Below are 17,006 nucleotides of genomic sequence, written 5' to 3' on the forward strand. Positions count from 1 at the left end.
TTCTCCTCAAACGTCACGGGACAGAACGGCGACACCTTCGCCGCGCACATGGCCGACGGTGGTGACGACCGCTTCGCTGGCCGCCTCGCCCATCGGCTTTTCCGCGCCGGCATCGAAAGCCGGAACCTTCGCGCCGCTTTCAAGCGTCAGGGCAGCCAATGCGAGCCCAAGCGGAAACTGCGCCTCAAGCCCATGGCCGGTGACACCGCCAAAACCGCGAATGACGGCCTGCGGCAGAGCCTTTTCGAGAATATCCTTCTCGCGACGGGTAACCTCGTCATAACCGCTTGCGCCGGAAAACACGACGGTCGCCGCACTATCCTTTGCCGGAGCGAGGAGACGCTCCATACGCTTCTCCATCTTGCCTTCGTCACGGCTGCCGCGATCGCCCTCGATGGCGTCGATGCGGGCATAGATCCGGGCGCCACGTTCCTGGGCGTGCTTGCGCGATTCCAGCACGAGGAAGGCGCCGAGCGAGCCGGAAATCATACCGCCACCGTCCTGGTCACCACGCGACCACAGCGGCTGCCAGCCCCCCTGCGCATGCGCGCCGATGGCTTCGAACAGCAGGATCATGTCGGGACGCTCGGCCGAGAAGGCGCCACCCACCAGCGCGTGGCTGGATTCGCCGGAGCGGATGCGGTGAAACGCGGTTTCAACGGCGGAAATGCCGGCCGCTTCCTCGCCCATGAAAGTGCGCGAAGAGCCGGTAACCTTGTGCACGATGGAAATATTGCCGGCCATCAGGTTGGAAAGCTGGGCGAGAAACAGCGTCGGACGCAGTTCGGTCGTCAGCTTCTCGTTCAGCAGCTTTTCGCGGTCATTGCGCTTCAGCGCCTCGTCGACGATCAGCGTATCGACATTGATGTCGCGCTCGCCGCCGCCGGCAGCAACGATCATGTCCATGGTGGCGCAGGCTTCGGCATTTTCCTTCAGCCCGGCATCGTCGAGCGCCAGACCAGCGGCGAACACGCCGAGACGCTGCCAGTTTTCCATCTGGCGCTGGTCGCCGCGCTTGGCGATCTGCGCGGACCAGTCGATTTCCGGCATGGGGTGAACCGGATAGGGTTTGAACTTTTCGGTCTCGACCACTGTCTCAGGCGCCGCCGTTCCCGAAAGAAGCGCGACATGCGCCTGGCTTCCGACGCCGTGACAGGTCACGATGCCGACCCCTGTTATCACCACATCATTGTCAGATTTCATCGTCTGTCATCCTTTGCAGCCGGCCCCATCGAAACGGTCGCGGCTATCCAACAGCGGTTGCGAACAACCACTTCATGCGTTGCGGAATAAAGCGCGCGGTGCGGATTGGCAATGGTGAAGGCCCGATCCGCTGTCGCGAGCCCACGATTTTCATGCTTCGAAACCAGGCCGGTGGGAAAACGTCCTGCATCGAAGGGCCGGAAACGCTTATTTCTGCGCGTCCGCGGCGATTGCCGCCATCAGGCCGACTTCCTCGGCCCGCTTCTTCACGATGGGACCGAGCGGAATGTCGCTGAAGGGCATGGTCCTGAGTTTCAGCTGCGCATCGCAGACCTTCTTGCCGCCGGAAGTGATCTTCGCCTTGGTGACGGCGAAACCGGAACCGTCATGCTCAAGCACCGCCTCGATATCGAGAACGGCACCCGGCTCCACGAAGGTCCGCATCTTGGCGCCATCGACCGACATCAGGAACGGCATGGACGCAAAATCGCTGAATGCCAGAACCATCATGCCGGAAGCCTGCGCCATGGTCTCGATCAGAAGCACACCCGGAACCAGCGGCATGCCGGGGAAATGTCCCTCGAAAACCGGGCTCTTGTCGGGAACGACGGACTGCGCCTTCAACGTGCGCGTCGCCATGTCCACGGCCTCGACCTTGTCGATCATCTGAAAATATTCAAGCAGCATCCGTCCGGCCCGTTTCTGGTCGGTTGCGACCCGCCTCTAAAGGCAGGGTCCAGAAAGAGAAATGCCCGCGTGACGCGGGCATCGTCGCCTCAGCCCTTGGCTGCGCGCAATTCGTCGATCTTGGCGCAGAGGTTCTTCAGCACGAAATATTCTTCGGTGGAAACCTTGCCTTCGTTGACTTCCTGAGTCCACTGCTCGAGCGGAATCTTGATGCCGAATTCCTTGTCGATGGCGAAAACGATATCCAGAAAGTCGAGGCTGTCGATGCCCAGATCGTCGATCGTGTGGCTCTCCGGCGTAATGGTTTCGCGGTCGATTTCGCTGGTTTCGGCGATAATGTCGGCAACCTTGTCGAATGTAGCTGTCACGCCCATAATCCTTATTGTCGTTCGTATGAATTATCCTGTCTGACGCACCACATAGGCAAGTCGCACAAAAAAGCCAATGGTTTCGTGACGTAACTTTGAAATTTGCCTTGAAACTGTTGCCTAAACAGCAACCGAATGGCGACCGCGTCCATTGCCGAGATAGGTGTCGAAGATTGCCGCGATATTACGGACGAAGGGCTTTCCCGCCTCCGTCACCGCAAAAATATCGGCGTCCAGCTGCACGACGCCATCCCTGTCGATTGCGGCAAAATGCTGCGCCTGCGTTCTCACCGACTGGCTGACCTTGCCGAAGCGATGCCGCAAATCCGCAAGATCAATCGAGAAATCGCACATCAGCCGTTCGATGACATGCGAACGCAGATGATCATCCTCTGAGAGCTCTATCCCTTTGACGACGGCAAGACCGCCCTCGCCCGCGACACGCTGATATTCCCCGGTCGCCACCATGTTCTGCACATAGCCCTGCGGCAGCCGGCCGATCGAGGACGCGCCAAGCCCGATCAGCGCATCGGCCGTATCGGTGGTGTAGCCCTGAAAATTCCGCCGCAGCTCTCCCGCCTCCGCCGCCTGGCAGAGCGTATCGGCCTGCTTGGCGAAATGGTCGATCCCGATTGCCCTGTAACCCGCCTCGCCAAGCATCGCCGCCGCCATCGTCATCTGGCGGTAACGCTCGGCAATATCGGGAAGCGCCTGTTCGGGGATAAGCGACTGGTGCTTTTTCATCCAGGGAACATGGGCATAACCGAAAAGCGCGACCCGGTCCGGATCGAGCGAGACGATTTGCTCCACCGTCTTTTGCAATGTCTCGCAGGTCTGGAATGGAAGCCCATAGAGAATGTCGCAATTGACGGAATGAACACCCCTCGCCCGCACGGCATCTACCACCGATTGCGTCTGCTCGAAGCTCTGTATCCGGTTGATGGTTTTTTGCACTTTGTCATCGAAGTCCTGAACGCCGAGGCTTGCACGCGTCATGCCGATGGCGGCAAGCGCATCGTATCTGCCGTCGTCCAGGTCGTTCGGATCCATCTCCACGCTGATTTCCGGTGCCAGTCCAAAGGTGAAATGACGTCTCAGACAATCCATCAGGCTCACCATGTCCTCAGGTCTCAACATGGTGGGCGAACCGCCGCCGAAATGCACCGCGCTTACCACAGCATCGGGGGAAACCAGTGCTCCAACAGCTGCTATCTCCCGCTTAAGTGCCTCAAGATAAACGGCAATCGGTTCGTATTTCAGCGTGTGCTTGGTGTGACATGCACAGAACCAGCACAGCCGGTCGCAATAGGGAATGTGCAGGTAAAGGGATATCCGATTCCTGTGGCCGAGCTCGCCCAACCATTGCCGGTAGGTGACGTTATCGACCGCTTCGTGAAAATGCGGCGCAGTCGGATAGCTCGTGTAACGCGGAACGGCACCTGAATATTTGCGAAGAAGTTCGGTATTCATCACCCGATTTGCCTTTTATCAAGAAAATGTCGATTTCCTCTCTTTCAGTAACGGCTGCGACAGTTTGCAACTTTGACTTCAATCAAATTGCGCCTTAAGTTCTTGCTAAAGTAGACGCTGGGGCGACGGCTACGCGGCGCAAGCCTTCGAAGAGACCGGATTTTAAACCCGCGGTCGCAATCGTTCCGAAAAAGCCAGCATTGGAAAAGGCTTATGGATACGCTGCAGAAGACCATCCACAATTCGGAAGATCCCGTCGTGTGCCGCTCCTGCGAGGCACGTCACGGCGGTCTTTGCAGCACGCTGACGCCACAGCAACTCTGCGACCTCAACCGCCACTCCAGCCGCAAAAAGCTGGAAGCGGGCAATGAGCTGCTGGGCCAGGGCGAACTCGTCACCTCCTACGGCAATATCCTCAATGGCGTGGTCAAGCTCTCGAAAATGATGTCGGATGGCCGCCAGCAGATCGTCGGCCTGCAGTTCGCACCGGATTTTCTCGGTCGCCCGTTCATGGCGGAAAGCAAGATGACGGCGGAAGCCGCAACCGATGTGGAAATCTGTCTCTTCCCGCGCCGCATCGTCGATCGGATGATTTCAGAAGTTCCGGACATGGAGCGCAAGCTTCACAGCCAGTCTCTGAAGGAACTGGATGAAGCGCGCGACTGGATGCTGACGCTCGGGCGCAAATCCGCGCAGGAAAAGGTTGCCAGCTTCCTTTATATGATCGCCACCCATATCGACCCGGAAAACGACGATAAATCGTCATTCGACCTGCCGCTTTCCCGCGCCGATATCGCCGATTTTCTCGGCCTCACCATCGAAACGGTGAGCCGGCAAATGACCAAGCTGCGCAAGGAAGACATCATCCGCATCGAGAACAACCGCCATATAACGGTGCCAGATCTCGATGCACTGAGCGACGCCGCCGGCAACGACTGACCGGCATCCCGCAAAGTTTTCATCGGCCCTGAAGGGCTGGTGTTCCGATGGTGATGTAAGGCGCCCGTGCCTGAGCGGGTGCGAGCGCAAAACCGGCGAGAACCAGCAAAGCAGCGATGCATCTCATGATATTTCACCCTGTATGCCGCCTTTTCAGCGGCCTGTTTGTTATGTCTGCATAATAGTCGGCAAACTTCATCCATCCGCTTAACAACTTGGGTAAGCGGATGGTTCAAATGCAGGGTAAAGAAGGGGTTATGATATCGCTAAGCCTCACGAAGAAAAAGTCGCTGAAACAGTCAGGCTTTCCACGTCGTGAACAAAATTGCGACAAGCGAAAGAGGACTGGACGTACCAGACAGCATAAAAGCTAAAACACAAGCGACGCCATAACCCAGCCACCAAAAACGATATCGCGTGGTGGCGCCGAGCAGGCAAAGACCGATATTCAAAACAAAGATCGAAATACCGAGAAATAGCGACGGACTGACATCAAGTGAGCGCAGCATCGCAGGCAGAATGCCCAATAAAACTGCAAAGACCAAAAGCATTTTTGGATTGCGCATTCAAATCATAACCGATTTTCGCAGAATTATTGTTCAAAATCTATTGCACGCCTATGACCACAGCGTGAATTTATTTGAAATTTACTGCGAAGCAGCAGGAGTCGCAACCGGCTTCTGGTTTTCGCCAAGCGCCCGCAGTTCCGCGACCCGGCGCTTGTATTCGGCTTCCGAAATCTGGCCGTTACGCCGTGCCGCACCGAGGCGGGAGAGGTTTGATTCCATGGTGGAGGCCTCGTCGTCGCCCATCTGGGTGCCGGCGGCCGTCATCGGCGCTGAGAAGGTCGGATAGGTGCCGGTGTCGCGCTTCTGGCTCACCGCATTGTCGCTGACCGGGCGCGGACCGACGATTTCGGCGGTCGGGCGGCGCATATGCGCGGGGGCGACGATCGGCTCCGGCGCCTTGCAGGCGGCAAGCGTTGTGACGAACATTGCGCCGGACAGCGAAAGAACGGCGATTCTTGCGGCGTTTTCCGCATATGTTCCCCATGTGCCCATCTGCTTGCCCATCGTCATGTTCCGCCTGTAAGGATATCTGCCGATATCGAATTCGACTGCGGTTCGGCCCTTTGCGGCCTCCCCTTGCTGGTGGAACTTGTATTCGTTTTCATGCAGAATGTGCAAACACAAATTTGGTGGAGGATGACGCATGGCAGGTGTTGACGGCGGGCCTAAGAAAAAGGGCGGCAAAACGCCCGGTTTCGATGCCAGGGCCGCCGAAGCCTACCTGATCCGCGATCCCGAAACCTTCGCGGTCAACATCGCCCGCGCGCTGGAGAATCTCGGCAAGGCTGCGTCCGAATGGCTTGCTCCCCGAGAGCGTGGCGAAATTCCCCAGACGAGCGCCGATCCGGTGACCGATCTCGTCAAGACGCTGTCCGATGTCGCCGAATATTGGATGGCGGAGCCCAAGCGCTCCCTTGAAGCGCAAACCCATCTTCTGTCGAGTTACTACGATCTCTGGGCGAAGTCGGTGGCGCAATTTTCCGAGGATACCGATTCTGCCTCGGCAAAAAGTGCTGAAACCGGCTCTGCGGAGCGCAGGAACAGACGCTTTGCCGATGCGGACTGGCAGGCCAATCCGTTTTTCGATTTTCTCCTGAAAGCTTATCAGACCACCGCCGGTTTCGCCGACCGGATGGTGACGGAAGCCGAGGGGCTGGACGAACACACCCGCACCAAAGCGCTGTTTTATATGCGCCAGGTGACGGAGGCGCTCTCGCCGGCCAATTTCGTCTTCACCAATCCGCAGGTCTTCCGCGAGACGGTCGCCTCCAGCGGCGCCAACCTCGTCAAGGGCATGGCGCAGCTGGCGGAAGATGTCGCGGCCGGCCATGGTCACCTGAAACTGCGCCAGACGGATTACAGCAAATTTGTCATCGGCCAGAATATCGCCGTTACCCCCGGCAAGGTTGTTGCCAGAAGCCCGCTCTGCGAAATCATCCACTACGCGCCGACGACGAAAAAGGCCTTCAAACGGCCGCTGCTCATCGTGCCGCCATGGATCAACAAATTCTACATCCTCGATCTCAACCCGCAGAAATCCTTCGTCGGCTGGTGCCTGGACCAAGGCCACAGCGTCTTCATGGTCTCGTGGATCAACCCCGATGCGCAACTGGCCGAAAAAGGCTGGGAGGACTATATCCGCGAAGGCATCGATTTCGCCCTCGACACCATCGAGGAAAGAACCGGCGAAAAGGAGATCAACGCCATCGGCTATTGCGTGGGCGGCACGCTTTTGTCCTCGGCACTGGCGCTACATGCGCAGGAAGGCAATGAGCGTATTCGGAGTGCCACGCTTCTCGCCGCCCAGACGGATTTCGTGCATGCGGGCGACCTCAAGGTCTTCATCGACGAAGGCCAGCTTGCGGCGCTCGACAGGCACATGCAGGCAGTCGGTTATCTCGACGGATCGGTCATGGCGACCGTGTTCAACATGCTGCGTGCGTCTGATCTCATATGGCCCTATGTGGTCGATAATTACCTGCGCGGCACGGAACCCCTGCCCTTCGATCTCCTCTACTGGAATTCCGATTCGACGCGCGTGACCGCCGCCTGCCATTCCTTCTATCTGCGCAATTGTTATCTCGACAACAATCTCGCCCGCGGGCTGATGCGCGTGGCGGACAAGCGGATCAATCTCGGCGACATCACAATCCCGGTCTATGATCTCGCAACCCGCGACGATCATATCGCGCCGGCGAAATCGGTCTTCACGGGTGCAGCCCTGTTCGGTGGTCCGGTGGAATTCGTACTCGGCGCGTCCGGCCACATCGCCGGCGTCATCAACCCGCCGGAACTTGAAAAATACCAGTATTGGACAGGCACATCACCATCCGGAGACTTCGATGCCTGGCAGGCCGCCGCCACCGCCCATAAGGGCTCCTGGTGGGTGCACTGGCAGAACTGGATCGAAAGCCAGAATGGTGAGAAAGTGAAGGCGCGGAAGCCGGAAGACGGCAAGCAGCCGGTGATCGGCGATGCGCCGGGAACCTATGTCCTTTCTTAGAATATCGGCGCAAAAGTGACCCATACGCGACAGCCCCCCTCCCTCATTCCTGTGCTTGTCACAGGAATCCAGTCGACGCGCGTCGGCGCGGAGGAGAGGAGTTCTTTCAGCCCAAGGACTTGGGCTGGCTGGCAACTGTATTGTCAGGTTTTAGCAAAGACGGTTTTATCCCTGAGGATTGCGTTTGCGGCGACGAGGATTTTGCGGGCGATGGCAATGATCATGACCTTGAACGGTTTGCCCTTGGTCTGCATGGTTTGCGCCGTGCGGGCGAAGGCGGTCTTCAGCCTGTAAGCCACCAACGCCGCCATGTAGAGGGCATCGCGCACGCGCTTTCGTCCGCCGCGAATATGGCGCTGGCCGCGTTTGATGCCGCTGTCGGCATTGAAGGGAGCAAGTCCCGCCAATGCGGCCATGGCTTTGGAAGAGCTGCCGCCCAGTTCCGGCATATGCGCCATCAGCGTGAATGCGGTGACTGGCCCGACGCCCGGAATGGAACGGAGCCTGGTGCTTTGTTCGTTCAGTTCCGCGTTTTCCCGGACATGGGCGTGACAGGCTTTTTCGATCGCCTCGATCTCGCCGTCCAGCCAGATGAGATGGCGCTCCAGACTATCGTGCTCCATGGGCTCTGCGCTGGAAAGGCGAAGCCGCTCCTGCTGGCGCATGGCAACGAGCTGATCGCGCCTTGTATGGAAGCTGGCAAGCGCCTGCCGGGCCGGATCGGGTGGTGTGCTGGTTGCGGGGCCAAGCGTTTCGCCCATGTGTGCCAGCAGGCGGGCATCGATGGCGTCGGTCTTGGCCAGGCGGCCGGTGGCTCTTGCGAAGTCGCGCGCCCGGGCGGGGTTGACCCGGCAATACGGACGCTGTTGCCGATCGAGAGCCGCGCACAGCTGCCTGTCATAACGCCCGGTCGCCTCCAGAATGACCGTCGCCTCCTGCCCCTCCAGGCCTTGCAGCCATGCATGAATGGCGGCAGCGGTGTTGTCGATGCGGATATGCCGGGATGTCCGGCCGTCGAAAAGATCAAGATGCGCCTTGGCGACGTCGCATCCAATGAAAACAGGGTGTATCATGGCAAGCCTCATCCTGTGCTTCGAGGTCCGCGCTCACGGCCTCAATCAACTGTTCAGGTTGGGATATCAAAGGCGGACGGAGGACCAGAGCCAGCAAGCGGTCTCAAACGACCAGGATCCCGACGGCCTTCCGTCCGCTACCATTCTAGCACAGACGCAATACACAGGATCCCTGTGACAAGCACAGGGATGGGGAACGGAAGCGAATCGCGAAAAAGAAGAATTCTTTATCGACGCACCCAAGCGCGAACCTTTGTATTATGCCAATGAATCAAAAGTGTTTTTATAAAAATTCTGTGCTCCAAAACGCGCAAGCCCACCCACCTCTCACCTTTCAGGCCCCATGCTCTTCACGCCCCCGCTCGTTCCCGCCACGCTGATCGCCCGCTATAAACGTTTCCTCTTCGATGCCGTTCTGGAAGACGGTACGGAGATTACCGGTTCGTGCCCCAATACCGGCTCGATGCGCGGGCTCACCGCACCGGGTTCACGCATCTGGCTGTCCGAACATGACAGTCCCACCCGCAAGTACCGGCACATGCTGGAAATGGTTGAGGCCGACGACACCGTGGTCGGCATCAATACCGGCATGCCGAACCGGCTGGCGGAAGAAGCCATCATCAACGGACGCATCCCGCAGCTGATGGGATATTCGACGATCCGGCGCGAACAGAAATACGGTCGCAACTCCCGTATCGATTTCCTGCTTTCGCAAATCGGCCGGCCGGACGCCTATGTGGAAGTCAAGAACGTGCATTTCATGAGGGAAAAAGGTCTGGCCGAATTCCCTGATACCACCACCAAACGCGGCGCCAAGCACCTTGAGGAACTGGGAGACGCGGTTGAAGCCGGTCACCGCGCGGTGATGCTCTACCTCATCCAGCGGAATGATTGCGACCGCATGCGCATCTGCGACGATCTGGACCCGGTCTATGCCATGGCATTCAACCGGGCCATGGCGCGTGGTGTCGAGGCCTATGCGGTGAAATGCGAGGTCTCTCCGGCACAAATTTCGGTCAGCGGGACGGTTGCGATGGACGAATGGCGTCCCGCTGCTTTATGAACGAAGATGTAAAAAGACAGAAAGCACGATCATGGTCACCTATATCGACGCGGCATCCGCTCCCTTGAAGAATACCGGCGTCATCCGCCTCTACACGGCGGAGGATTTCACGGGAATGCGCAAGGCGTGCCAGTTGACGGCGCGTTGCCTCGACGAGCTGGCCGCAATCGTCAAGCCGGGTGTTACGACGGATGCCATCGACCGTTTCGTGTTCGAATTCGGTGCCGACCATGGCGCGTTGCCGGCAACACTGAACTATCGCGGTTATACGAAGTCCGTCTGCACCTCGATCAACCACGTGGTCTGCCATGGCATTCCGGACGAGAAGCCACTGCGCGAAGGCGACATCGTAAATATCGACGTGACCTATGTGCTGGATGGCTGGCACGGCGATTCGAGCCGCATGTATCCGGTCGGCCAGATCAAGCGCGCCGCCGAGCGCCTCATGGAAGTGACCTACGAGTGCCTGATGCGCGGCATCGCAGCGGTAAAGCCCGGTGCGCGCACCGGTGCGATCGGCGCGGCCATACAGGCCTATGCCGAGGCCGAGCGCTGCTCGGTGGTGCGTGACTTCTGCGGCCACGGCGTCGGACGCCTGTTCCATGACACGCCCAATATCCTGCATTACGGCCGCCCGGACGAAGGCCCGGAAATCCGCGAGGGCATGATCTTCACCATCGAGCCGATGATCAATCTCGGCAAGCCGCATGTGAAGGTGCTCTCCGACGGCTGGACGGCGGTGACACGCGACCGCTCGCTCTCCGCGCAATACGAACATGCCGTCGGCGTCACGGCCACCGGCTGCGAAATCTTCACGCTGTCGCCGGGTGGCTTCGACCGTCCGGGCCTGCCGCCGCTCACATAAGGCCAGACCGCCTATGGCAAAACGCCCCGCCCCGCCTTCCGCCGATCCTTCCCAAACGTCCGGCTTTCAGGCAGGCGAAGGCGATCTTTTCGACGGAGCGGATGAGCGCGGCTTTTTCGCCGAACCAAGAAGCGCCCCGAAAAAACCGGCCGCGGCCGTTGGGGAACAGGAAGCGGATGCCGCCCATTTTCACGGCCACCGGGACCGGTTGCGGGCGCGCTATCGCGATGGCGGCGACACGGCGCTTGCCGACTATGAATTGCTGGAACTTTTGCTGTTCCGGCTCATCCCCAGACGCGATACCAAACCCATCGCCAAGGCGCTGATAGCCCGCTTTGGAACCCTGGGCGGCGTGCTCGGCGCGTCGCTGCCGCTGTTGCAGGAGGTGAAGGGCGTGGGCGAGGCCGTGGCACTCGATCTGAAGCTCGTCGCCTCGGTTTCGCAGCGCATGCTGAAAGGTGAGATCCGCAACAAGCAGGTTCTCGGCTCCTGGTCTTCTGTCATCGATTATTGCCACGCGGCCATGGCCCATGAGACACGCGAACAGTTCCGCATCCTGTTCCTCGACAAGCGCAATGTGCTGATCGCCGATGAGGTACAGGGCCTGGGAACCGTCGACCACACCCCGGTCTACCCCCGGGAAGTCGTTCGCCGCGCGCTTGAACTTTCATCTACCGCCTTGATTTTAATCCACAATCACCCCACTCACTGATTTTGATCCCGCTCGATCACGCTCAAGCACGTTGAAACACTAGGGAGTTAGTGATTTTTAGCCCTTGCGTAGTGGGGGTGGTTTTGGCAAATTGGGGGCTGTAAGAGGGGTAACAAACGGCCTTCCGCTCCCAGCAAGCGATCCCTGTTTCTCCCCGACCGATCCCAGTCCCGGAAAGGAGGAAACGCCATGGCCGCACTCACCGACACCACGATCCGACATGCGCTCAAGCGCGTCGAGATAAGCCAGAAGCAGGAAAACCTCGCCGATGGCGAAGGACGCGGCACCGGCCGTCTCGTCCTCGTTCTCAAGCCCATGCCGAAGCGCGTCACCGCCGACTGGATGGCGCAACAATGGCGCGACGGTAAGCGCACGAAGAAGAAGCTCGGCGCCTATCCCTCAATGTCGCTCGCCCAGGCCCGCGAAATCTTCAAGCGCGACTTTGCCGACGTCATCCAGAAAGGCCGGAGCATCAAGATCGCCACCGACACGCGCCCCGGCACGGTCGCCGATCTGTTCGAGGGCTATGTCGCCGCGCTCAAGGACGCCGGGAAGCCTTCTTGGAAGGAGACCGAAAAGGGTCTCAACAAGATCGCCGACACGCTTGGGCGCAATCGCCTCGCCCGCGAGATCGAGGCCGAGGAGATCATCGAGCTGATCCGCCCGATCTACGATCGCGGCGCGAAGTCGATGGCCGACCATGTGCGCTCCTATCTCCATGCCGCCTTCGCCTGGGGCATGAAGTCCGACAACGATTATCGGCAGCAGTCCTCCCGCCGCTTCCGCATCCCCTTCAATCCAGCGACAGGCATTCCGACCGAGCCCAAGGTCCAAGGCACGCGCTGGCTCGACGAGGATGAGTTCGTCCAGCTCTATCGTTGGCTCGAATGCCCCGATACGCCGGTCCATCCGTCCTACCCGCGCGCCGTGCAGATCATCATGCTGACCGGCCAGCGCGTCGAGGAGATCGCGCGCCTGCATGTCGATCAATGGGACGCCAAGGAGCGGATCATCGACTGGTCGAAGACCAAGAACGACCAGCCACACGCCGTTCCAGTGCCGTTGCTCGCCGCCGAATTGATCGAGTCGATCACGCCGAACGAATGGGGATGGTATTTCCCGTCGGCCAAAGACCCGTCAAAGCCGGTCAGCCACGGTACGCTCTATAGCTTCGTCTGGCGTCAGCGGGACCGCGGCGTGATCCCCTATGCGACGAACCGCGATCTCCGCCGCACCTTCAAGACGCTCGCCGGCAAGGCGGGCATATCGAAGGAAATCCGCGATCGCCTCCAGAACCACGCGCTGCAGGACGTCAGCTCCAAGCATTACGACCGCTGGCACTATATGGTCGAGAAGCGCGCGGGCATGGCGAAGTGGGACAAGTTCGTCCGCGCCATGCTGGCGAAGAAGCGCCTGAAGGCGGCCGCGTGATGACGCGACCGCCCAAATCCCCCGCCCCGCGTCGCGCCGGGACAGCCGCGCCGGCCGCCGACATCGACCCGCAAAGCTATGCAGCCTTCGTCGGCGACCTGAAGCAAAGGATCATCGAAGCCCGGCATCGCGCCAGCCTGTCGGTCAACCGCGAGATGATCCTGCTCTACTGGACCATCGGGCGGGATATTCTCACCCGGCAGGAGCGCGAGGGTTGGGGCGCCAAGGTCGTCGACCGGCTGGCCGGGGATCTCCGTCAGGCGTTCCCCGAAATGACCGGGCTTTCTTCCCGAAACCTCAAATATATGCGGGCCTTGGCCGATGCCTGGCCCGATCCCGAAATTGTGCAACGGGTCGTTGCACAATTGCCCTGGGGCCATAACGTCAGCCTGCTCGATACCGTGAAGGCGCCCGAAGAACGCGCCTGGTATGCCCGACAGGCCATCGAACATGGCTGGACGCGCCCCGTCCTCGTCCATCAGATCGAGAGCAATCTGTTCGTCCGCCAAGGCAGCGCGCTCACCAATTTCTCACGAACCTTGCCGGCCGCGCAATCCGAGCTTGCCCAACAGATTCTCAAAGACCCATACACCTTCGACTTCCTCTCGCTCGGCCCGGACATGCTGGAACGCGATCTGGAGCGCGGGCTGATCGAACATCTGCGCGCGATGATCCTCGAACTCGGCAAGGGCTTCGCCTTCGTCGGGAGCCAGTATCATCTCGAAGTCGGCGGTCAGGATTATTATCTCGACCTGCTTTTCTATCACCTCCGTCTGCGCTGCTTCGTGGTGATCGAGCTGAAGATCGAGGACTTCAAGCCCGAGTTCGCGGGCAAGATGAACTTCTACCTCTCGGCCGTTGACGACCAGCTCCGTCACCCGGACGACCAGCCGACCATCGGCATCATTCTCTGCAAGGGCCGCAACGAGGTGATCGTCGAATACACCTTGCGCGACACCAGCAAGCCGATGGGCGTCGCGCAATACCGGCTGTCGCCGGGCCTGCCGCCACAGCTTCAACGCGACCTGCCGACCGTCGAGGAGTTGGCGCGCGAATTTCCGCTCATGTCCGTCGTCAAGCTGCGCATCGAGATCGAGCGGACCTTGCGGGATTTCCTGATCGACAATGGCGGCACGCCGGAACGACCGGCCGGTATCGGCGAAATGGTGAGCGCCTTGCAGAAGCGCGAGATCGCACCCGCCAGTACGACACCGTTCCTCGCTTCGCTCCGCGTCATGCTGGAAGCCTCGCATGGTGTCGATGTGGACGGGACAAGCGCACAGCGCGCGATCGATGTCGGCACGACGTTCCTGGCGGAACTGAGGGAGCTGCGGGCGCGTGGCGGAAAGGACGGCTGAATGTTCCGCCGTCTGGCCGCCTGGATCGATAAGCGAAGACAGATTCGCCAACGCTGGCAGCAGGACGCGCGGGCGATGATCGCGACGCACGGCCATCACGCCTATTATGAAGCGCAGCGCCTCGCCGCACGCAGCCGCGCGCAGGGAAACAGGTCCGAGTTCTGGCATTGGGCCAAGGTCGCGTCAGAGGTCGCCCGCCTGTCCCCTGTCGTGGAAATGGACATGAACGTGGTGCAGGCCATCGCCGATGAGGAAATGCGATAGCTCCGGCATCCATGATGGTGGGGGAAAGCCTTCCCCCTGGCCGGCGCCAAGGTCACCGGCACACCCCCTTCTGCGGGGAGACCCCGCAACGCCCCCATGGCAGGCGATCGTCCCGCGCGATCGTCAAAGCATGAGATGCCCGAGAAGAAGAAGGCGACCGAATGCGATTCCTGTTTCCTCATAGTCACGCCTTTCGGAAGGGCCGCGTGACCGTCGACGATGACGGGCAAGCCGCGCCCGACTGCCTGGTCGAGTTCGGCGATGGCGTCACCGTCATCGCGGAGTGGCACGCCGAGGGCGATGCCATCCGTCTCGCCGTTCCCGACTATCGCACCGCGCGCGGGACGCTGGTCACGGCACAGACCTGGCGGCTCGCCAAGGGCAAGGACGGCAACTGGCGCTCGGAGCGCGTGGCCTGATTAGAAAGCCTGTCCCAACCGTATGCGCGACGTGTGGCTCATCAACGCGGACGCGGTGCTCGGGCAAAGCGCGGCGCCTGAAATCCTAGAGTGAGAGTGCGGACGGGTTTGCCGTGACGGGTCGAGGGCTGGGAGAGAGGCTTCCGGCGCCCGTCGCGGAGAACCGCGATGTCCAGACATGACCGCACCCCTCGCACCGGCGCCGACCGGGCGAACCTCTATGACGAAATCACCGGCAAAATCATCGCCGAGCTTGAAGCCGGACGTCTCCCCTGGGTCCAGCCATGGGGCACCGCGGCGGCGAAGGCCCCGCTCGGCCTGCCGAAGAACGCCAGCACCGGCCGTAGCTACAGTGGCATCAACATTCTGATCCTCTGGGGCGCCGTCGTTCAACATGGCTTCTCCGGCCAGGGCTGGCTCACCTTTCGTCAGGCCCTCTCGCTCGGCGGCAATGTCCGCAAGGGCGAGCGCGGCACCACCGTCGTCTATGCCGACCGCTTCACGCCGGAGGACGAGAAGCGCCGCGCCCATGAGGCCGGCGAGGAAGCCCACGCGATCCCGTTCCTGAAACGCTTCTCGGTGTTCAACACGGCGCAATGCGAGGGCCTGCCCGATGACATCGAGGCGGCCGTGCCCCCTCCGCCGCCCGGCCTCATCGAGCCGAAGGTCGAGGCGCTCATCAAAGCGACGGACATCGACTTCCGTATCAGCGGCAACAGGGCGTTCTACGTGCCGTCGCTCGACTATGTGCAAGTGCCTCCGCCGGCCGCCTATTTCGAGCCGATCAACTGGCACCGGACGGCGCTCCATGAACTCGGTCACGCCAGCGGCGCAGCGCACCGGCTGAACCGGAACCTCTCCGGCTCCTTCGGCACGAAGCTCTATTCGGTCGAGGAAATCACGGCCGAACTGATCTCCGCATTCTGCTGCGCCTCGCTCGGCATCGTCCCGACCGTGCGCCATGCGGACTATATCGGCTCCTGGCTGGAGGTGCTGCGCGAGGACAATCGCGCCATCGTCCGCGCCGCCTCGCAGGCCAGCAAGGCGGCGGACTGGCTCCTGTCCTTCCAGCCGGACGCCGAGAACCTGCCCGACGCCGACGACATGCGGAGGGCCGCATGATGCACGCGCTCGCTTTCCCCGGCTTCACGCCCGATCCCGGTCTCGCGGCCGACATCCAGTTGCGCGTCCTCAGTCTCGGCGCGGGCGTCCAGTCCACCACGCTCGCCCTGATGGCCGCGCATGGTGAAATCGGCCCCATGCCGGATTGTGCGATCTTCGCCGACACCGGCTGGGAGCCGAAGGCGGTTTATGAGCATCTGGCCTGGCTCCGATCGCCCAACGTCCTGCCGTTCCCTGTCCATATCGTCTCGGCCGGGGATTTGCGCGCAGACCTCATCTCCGCCTCGCGCGGTGAGCGATGGGCATCGATCCCGGCATTCACCCGCACGGTCACGCCCGCCGGCTCCGAACTGCCCGTCTATGACGAGGACGAGAACGGCGACCTTGTTCCCGTCGGCTCCCGCATTCTCAGGACCGAGCGCATCGGCGTCGGCATGATCCGCCGCCAATGCACCTCTTCCTACAAGATCGTGCCGATCCGCCGGAAGGTGCGCGAGCTACTCGGCATAGCCGGTCGGCGCTCGCCAGGATCGCCAGTCGCCGAGCAGTGGATCGGTATTTCTCTCGACGAGGCGCTTCGCATGAAGCCGTCCTTCGAGGACTGGCAGGTCAACCGCTGGCCGCTGATCGAGCGGGGTATGACCCGCAACGATTGCCTGCGCTGGCTCGCGCGGCACGACTATCCGCTGCCTCCCAAGAGCGCCTGCATCGGCTGCCCGTATCATTCGGATGCAGCGTGGCGCACCCTGCGCGACCAAGATCCCGAGGCGTGGGACGACGCCGTGTCGCTCGACGCCACGATCCGCACCGGCCTGCGCGGCATTCGTGGCGAAGTCTATCTTCACCGCTCCGCCGTGCCGCTGGGGGAAGCGGACCTGACGACGGCGGCCGATCACGGCCAGCTCGATCTCTGGCAGAACGAATGTGAGGGAATGTGCGGAATCTGATCGGCTGAAAGCC

The 17,006-nt window shown here is 60.9% G+C and carries 17 protein-coding genes and 1 pseudogene; 11 read left to right on the forward strand and 7 right to left on the reverse strand.

The window, feature by feature from the left end; all coding sequences use genetic code 11:
- Positions 1 to 6: 6 nt before the first annotated feature.
- The 4 genes from JZY08_RS06455 to hemN all read right to left on the reverse strand — a co-directional run bounded on the left by JZY08_RS06455 (position 7) and on the right by hemN (position 3,728).
- On the reverse strand, positions 7 to 1,203 hold the full coding sequence (locus JZY08_RS06455; protein ID WP_216331371.1) for a beta-ketoacyl-ACP synthase: 1,197 nt from the start codon (positions 1,201 to 1,203) through the stop codon (positions 7 to 9).
- A gap of 207 nt (positions 1,204 to 1,410) precedes the next feature.
- Positions 1,411 to 1,890, reverse strand: coding sequence for a 3-hydroxyacyl-ACP dehydratase FabZ family protein (locus tag JZY08_RS06460; protein WP_082184297.1), 480 nt, complete (start codon positions 1,888 to 1,890; stop codon positions 1,411 to 1,413).
- 89 nt (positions 1,891 to 1,979) lie between these two features.
- Positions 1,980 to 2,264 carry an acyl carrier protein gene (locus JZY08_RS06465; protein WP_003495848.1) on the reverse strand — a complete coding sequence of 95 codons (285 nt, stop codon included), beginning with the start codon at positions 2,262 to 2,264 and terminating at the stop codon, positions 1,980 to 1,982.
- Between the two features lie 114 nt (positions 2,265 to 2,378).
- A complete protein-coding gene (gene hemN / locus JZY08_RS06470; protein WP_216331372.1) occupies positions 2,379 to 3,728 on the reverse strand; it encodes an oxygen-independent coproporphyrinogen III oxidase in 1,350 nt (449 codons plus the stop codon).
- Between the two features lie 213 nt (positions 3,729 to 3,941).
- Between hemN and fnrN the strand changes: the two genes are divergently transcribed.
- Entirely contained in the window at positions 3,942 to 4,667 is a 726-nt protein-coding gene (fnrN, locus tag JZY08_RS06475) for a transcriptional regulator FnrN (protein ID WP_137037638.1), read from the forward strand.
- A 299-nt stretch (positions 4,668 to 4,966) separates the two neighbouring features.
- Here fnrN and JZY08_RS06480 read toward each other — a convergent pair whose 3' ends face one another.
- Together JZY08_RS06480 and JZY08_RS06485 are read right to left on the reverse strand one after the other, a co-directional pair.
- Positions 4,967 to 5,233, reverse strand: a complete 267-nt coding sequence (locus JZY08_RS06480; RefSeq protein WP_216331373.1) for a hypothetical protein — start codon at positions 5,231 to 5,233, stop codon at positions 4,967 to 4,969.
- 81 nt (positions 5,234 to 5,314) lie between these two features.
- Positions 5,315 to 5,740, reverse strand: coding sequence for a hypothetical protein (locus JZY08_RS06485; RefSeq protein ID WP_253204058.1), 426 nt, complete (start codon positions 5,738 to 5,740; stop codon positions 5,315 to 5,317).
- Between the two features lie 139 nt (positions 5,741 to 5,879).
- Here JZY08_RS06485 and JZY08_RS06490 point away from each other — a divergent pair, with 139 nt between their 5' ends.
- Complete coding sequence (locus JZY08_RS06490; RefSeq protein ID WP_216331374.1) at positions 5,880 to 7,739, forward strand: class I poly(R)-hydroxyalkanoic acid synthase; 1,860 nt, start codon at positions 5,880 to 5,882, stop codon at positions 7,737 to 7,739.
- Positions 7,740 to 7,882: 143 nt separating this feature from the next.
- Here the strand turns inward: JZY08_RS06490 and JZY08_RS06495 are convergent, their stop codons facing one another.
- Positions 7,883 to 8,812 (reverse strand): IS110 family transposase, encoded by a 930-nt coding sequence (locus JZY08_RS06495; protein WP_216330675.1) that lies wholly within the window; start codon positions 8,810 to 8,812, stop codon positions 7,883 to 7,885.
- Positions 8,813 to 9,155: 343 nt separating this feature from the next.
- On the opposite strand from JZY08_RS06495, the gene sfsA reads away from it, so the two are divergent.
- The 9 genes and pseudogenes from sfsA (at position 9,156) to JZY08_RS06540 (ending at position 16,993) form a co-directional block, all read left to right on the forward strand.
- Complete coding sequence (gene sfsA / locus JZY08_RS06500) at positions 9,156 to 9,875, forward strand: DNA/RNA nuclease SfsA (protein WP_216331375.1); 720 nt, start codon at positions 9,156 to 9,158, stop codon at positions 9,873 to 9,875.
- Between the two features lie 31 nt (positions 9,876 to 9,906).
- Positions 9,907 to 10,740, forward strand: coding sequence for a type I methionyl aminopeptidase (gene map / locus JZY08_RS06505; RefSeq protein ID WP_003495840.1), 834 nt, complete (start codon positions 9,907 to 9,909; stop codon positions 10,738 to 10,740).
- Between the two features lie 13 nt (positions 10,741 to 10,753).
- A pseudogene (locus JZY08_RS06510) lies at positions 10,754 to 11,446 on the forward strand (RadC family protein); the annotation flags it as partial.
- 195 nt (positions 11,447 to 11,641) lie between these two features.
- Positions 11,642 to 12,883 carry a site-specific integrase gene (locus JZY08_RS06515; protein ID WP_080921879.1) on the forward strand — a complete coding sequence of 414 codons (1,242 nt, stop codon included), beginning with the start codon at positions 11,642 to 11,644 and terminating at the stop codon, positions 12,881 to 12,883.
- Positions 12,883 to 14,241, forward strand: coding sequence for a YhcG family protein (locus tag JZY08_RS06520; RefSeq protein ID WP_080921880.1), 1,359 nt, complete (start codon positions 12,883 to 12,885; stop codon positions 14,239 to 14,241). Before JZY08_RS06515 ends, JZY08_RS06520 begins: the two co-directional genes overlap by 1 nt.
- The gene (locus tag JZY08_RS06525; protein ID WP_080921881.1) at positions 14,242 to 14,505 is read left to right on the forward strand and encodes a hypothetical protein; all 264 of its coding nucleotides are present in this window, start codon (positions 14,242 to 14,244) and stop codon (positions 14,503 to 14,505) included.
- A gap of 206 nt (positions 14,506 to 14,711) precedes the next feature.
- Positions 14,712 to 14,924: a hypothetical protein gene (locus tag JZY08_RS06530; RefSeq protein WP_245421736.1), complete on the forward strand. Its 213-nt coding sequence runs from the start codon at positions 14,712 to 14,714 to the stop codon at positions 14,922 to 14,924.
- A gap of 168 nt (positions 14,925 to 15,092) precedes the next feature.
- Complete coding sequence (locus tag JZY08_RS06535) at positions 15,093 to 16,046, forward strand: ArdC family protein (protein ID WP_080921883.1); 954 nt, start codon at positions 15,093 to 15,095, stop codon at positions 16,044 to 16,046.
- Positions 16,046 to 16,993 (forward strand): hypothetical protein, encoded by a 948-nt coding sequence (locus JZY08_RS06540; protein ID WP_080921945.1) that lies wholly within the window; start codon positions 16,046 to 16,048, stop codon positions 16,991 to 16,993. Before JZY08_RS06535 ends, JZY08_RS06540 begins: the two co-directional genes overlap by 1 nt.
- Positions 16,994 to 17,006 lie beyond the last annotated feature (13 nt).

This window comes from Rhizobium sp. X9 (assembly GCF_018873185.1).
GTDB lineage: Bacteria > Pseudomonadota > Alphaproteobacteria > Rhizobiales > Rhizobiaceae > Agrobacterium > Agrobacterium oryzihabitans.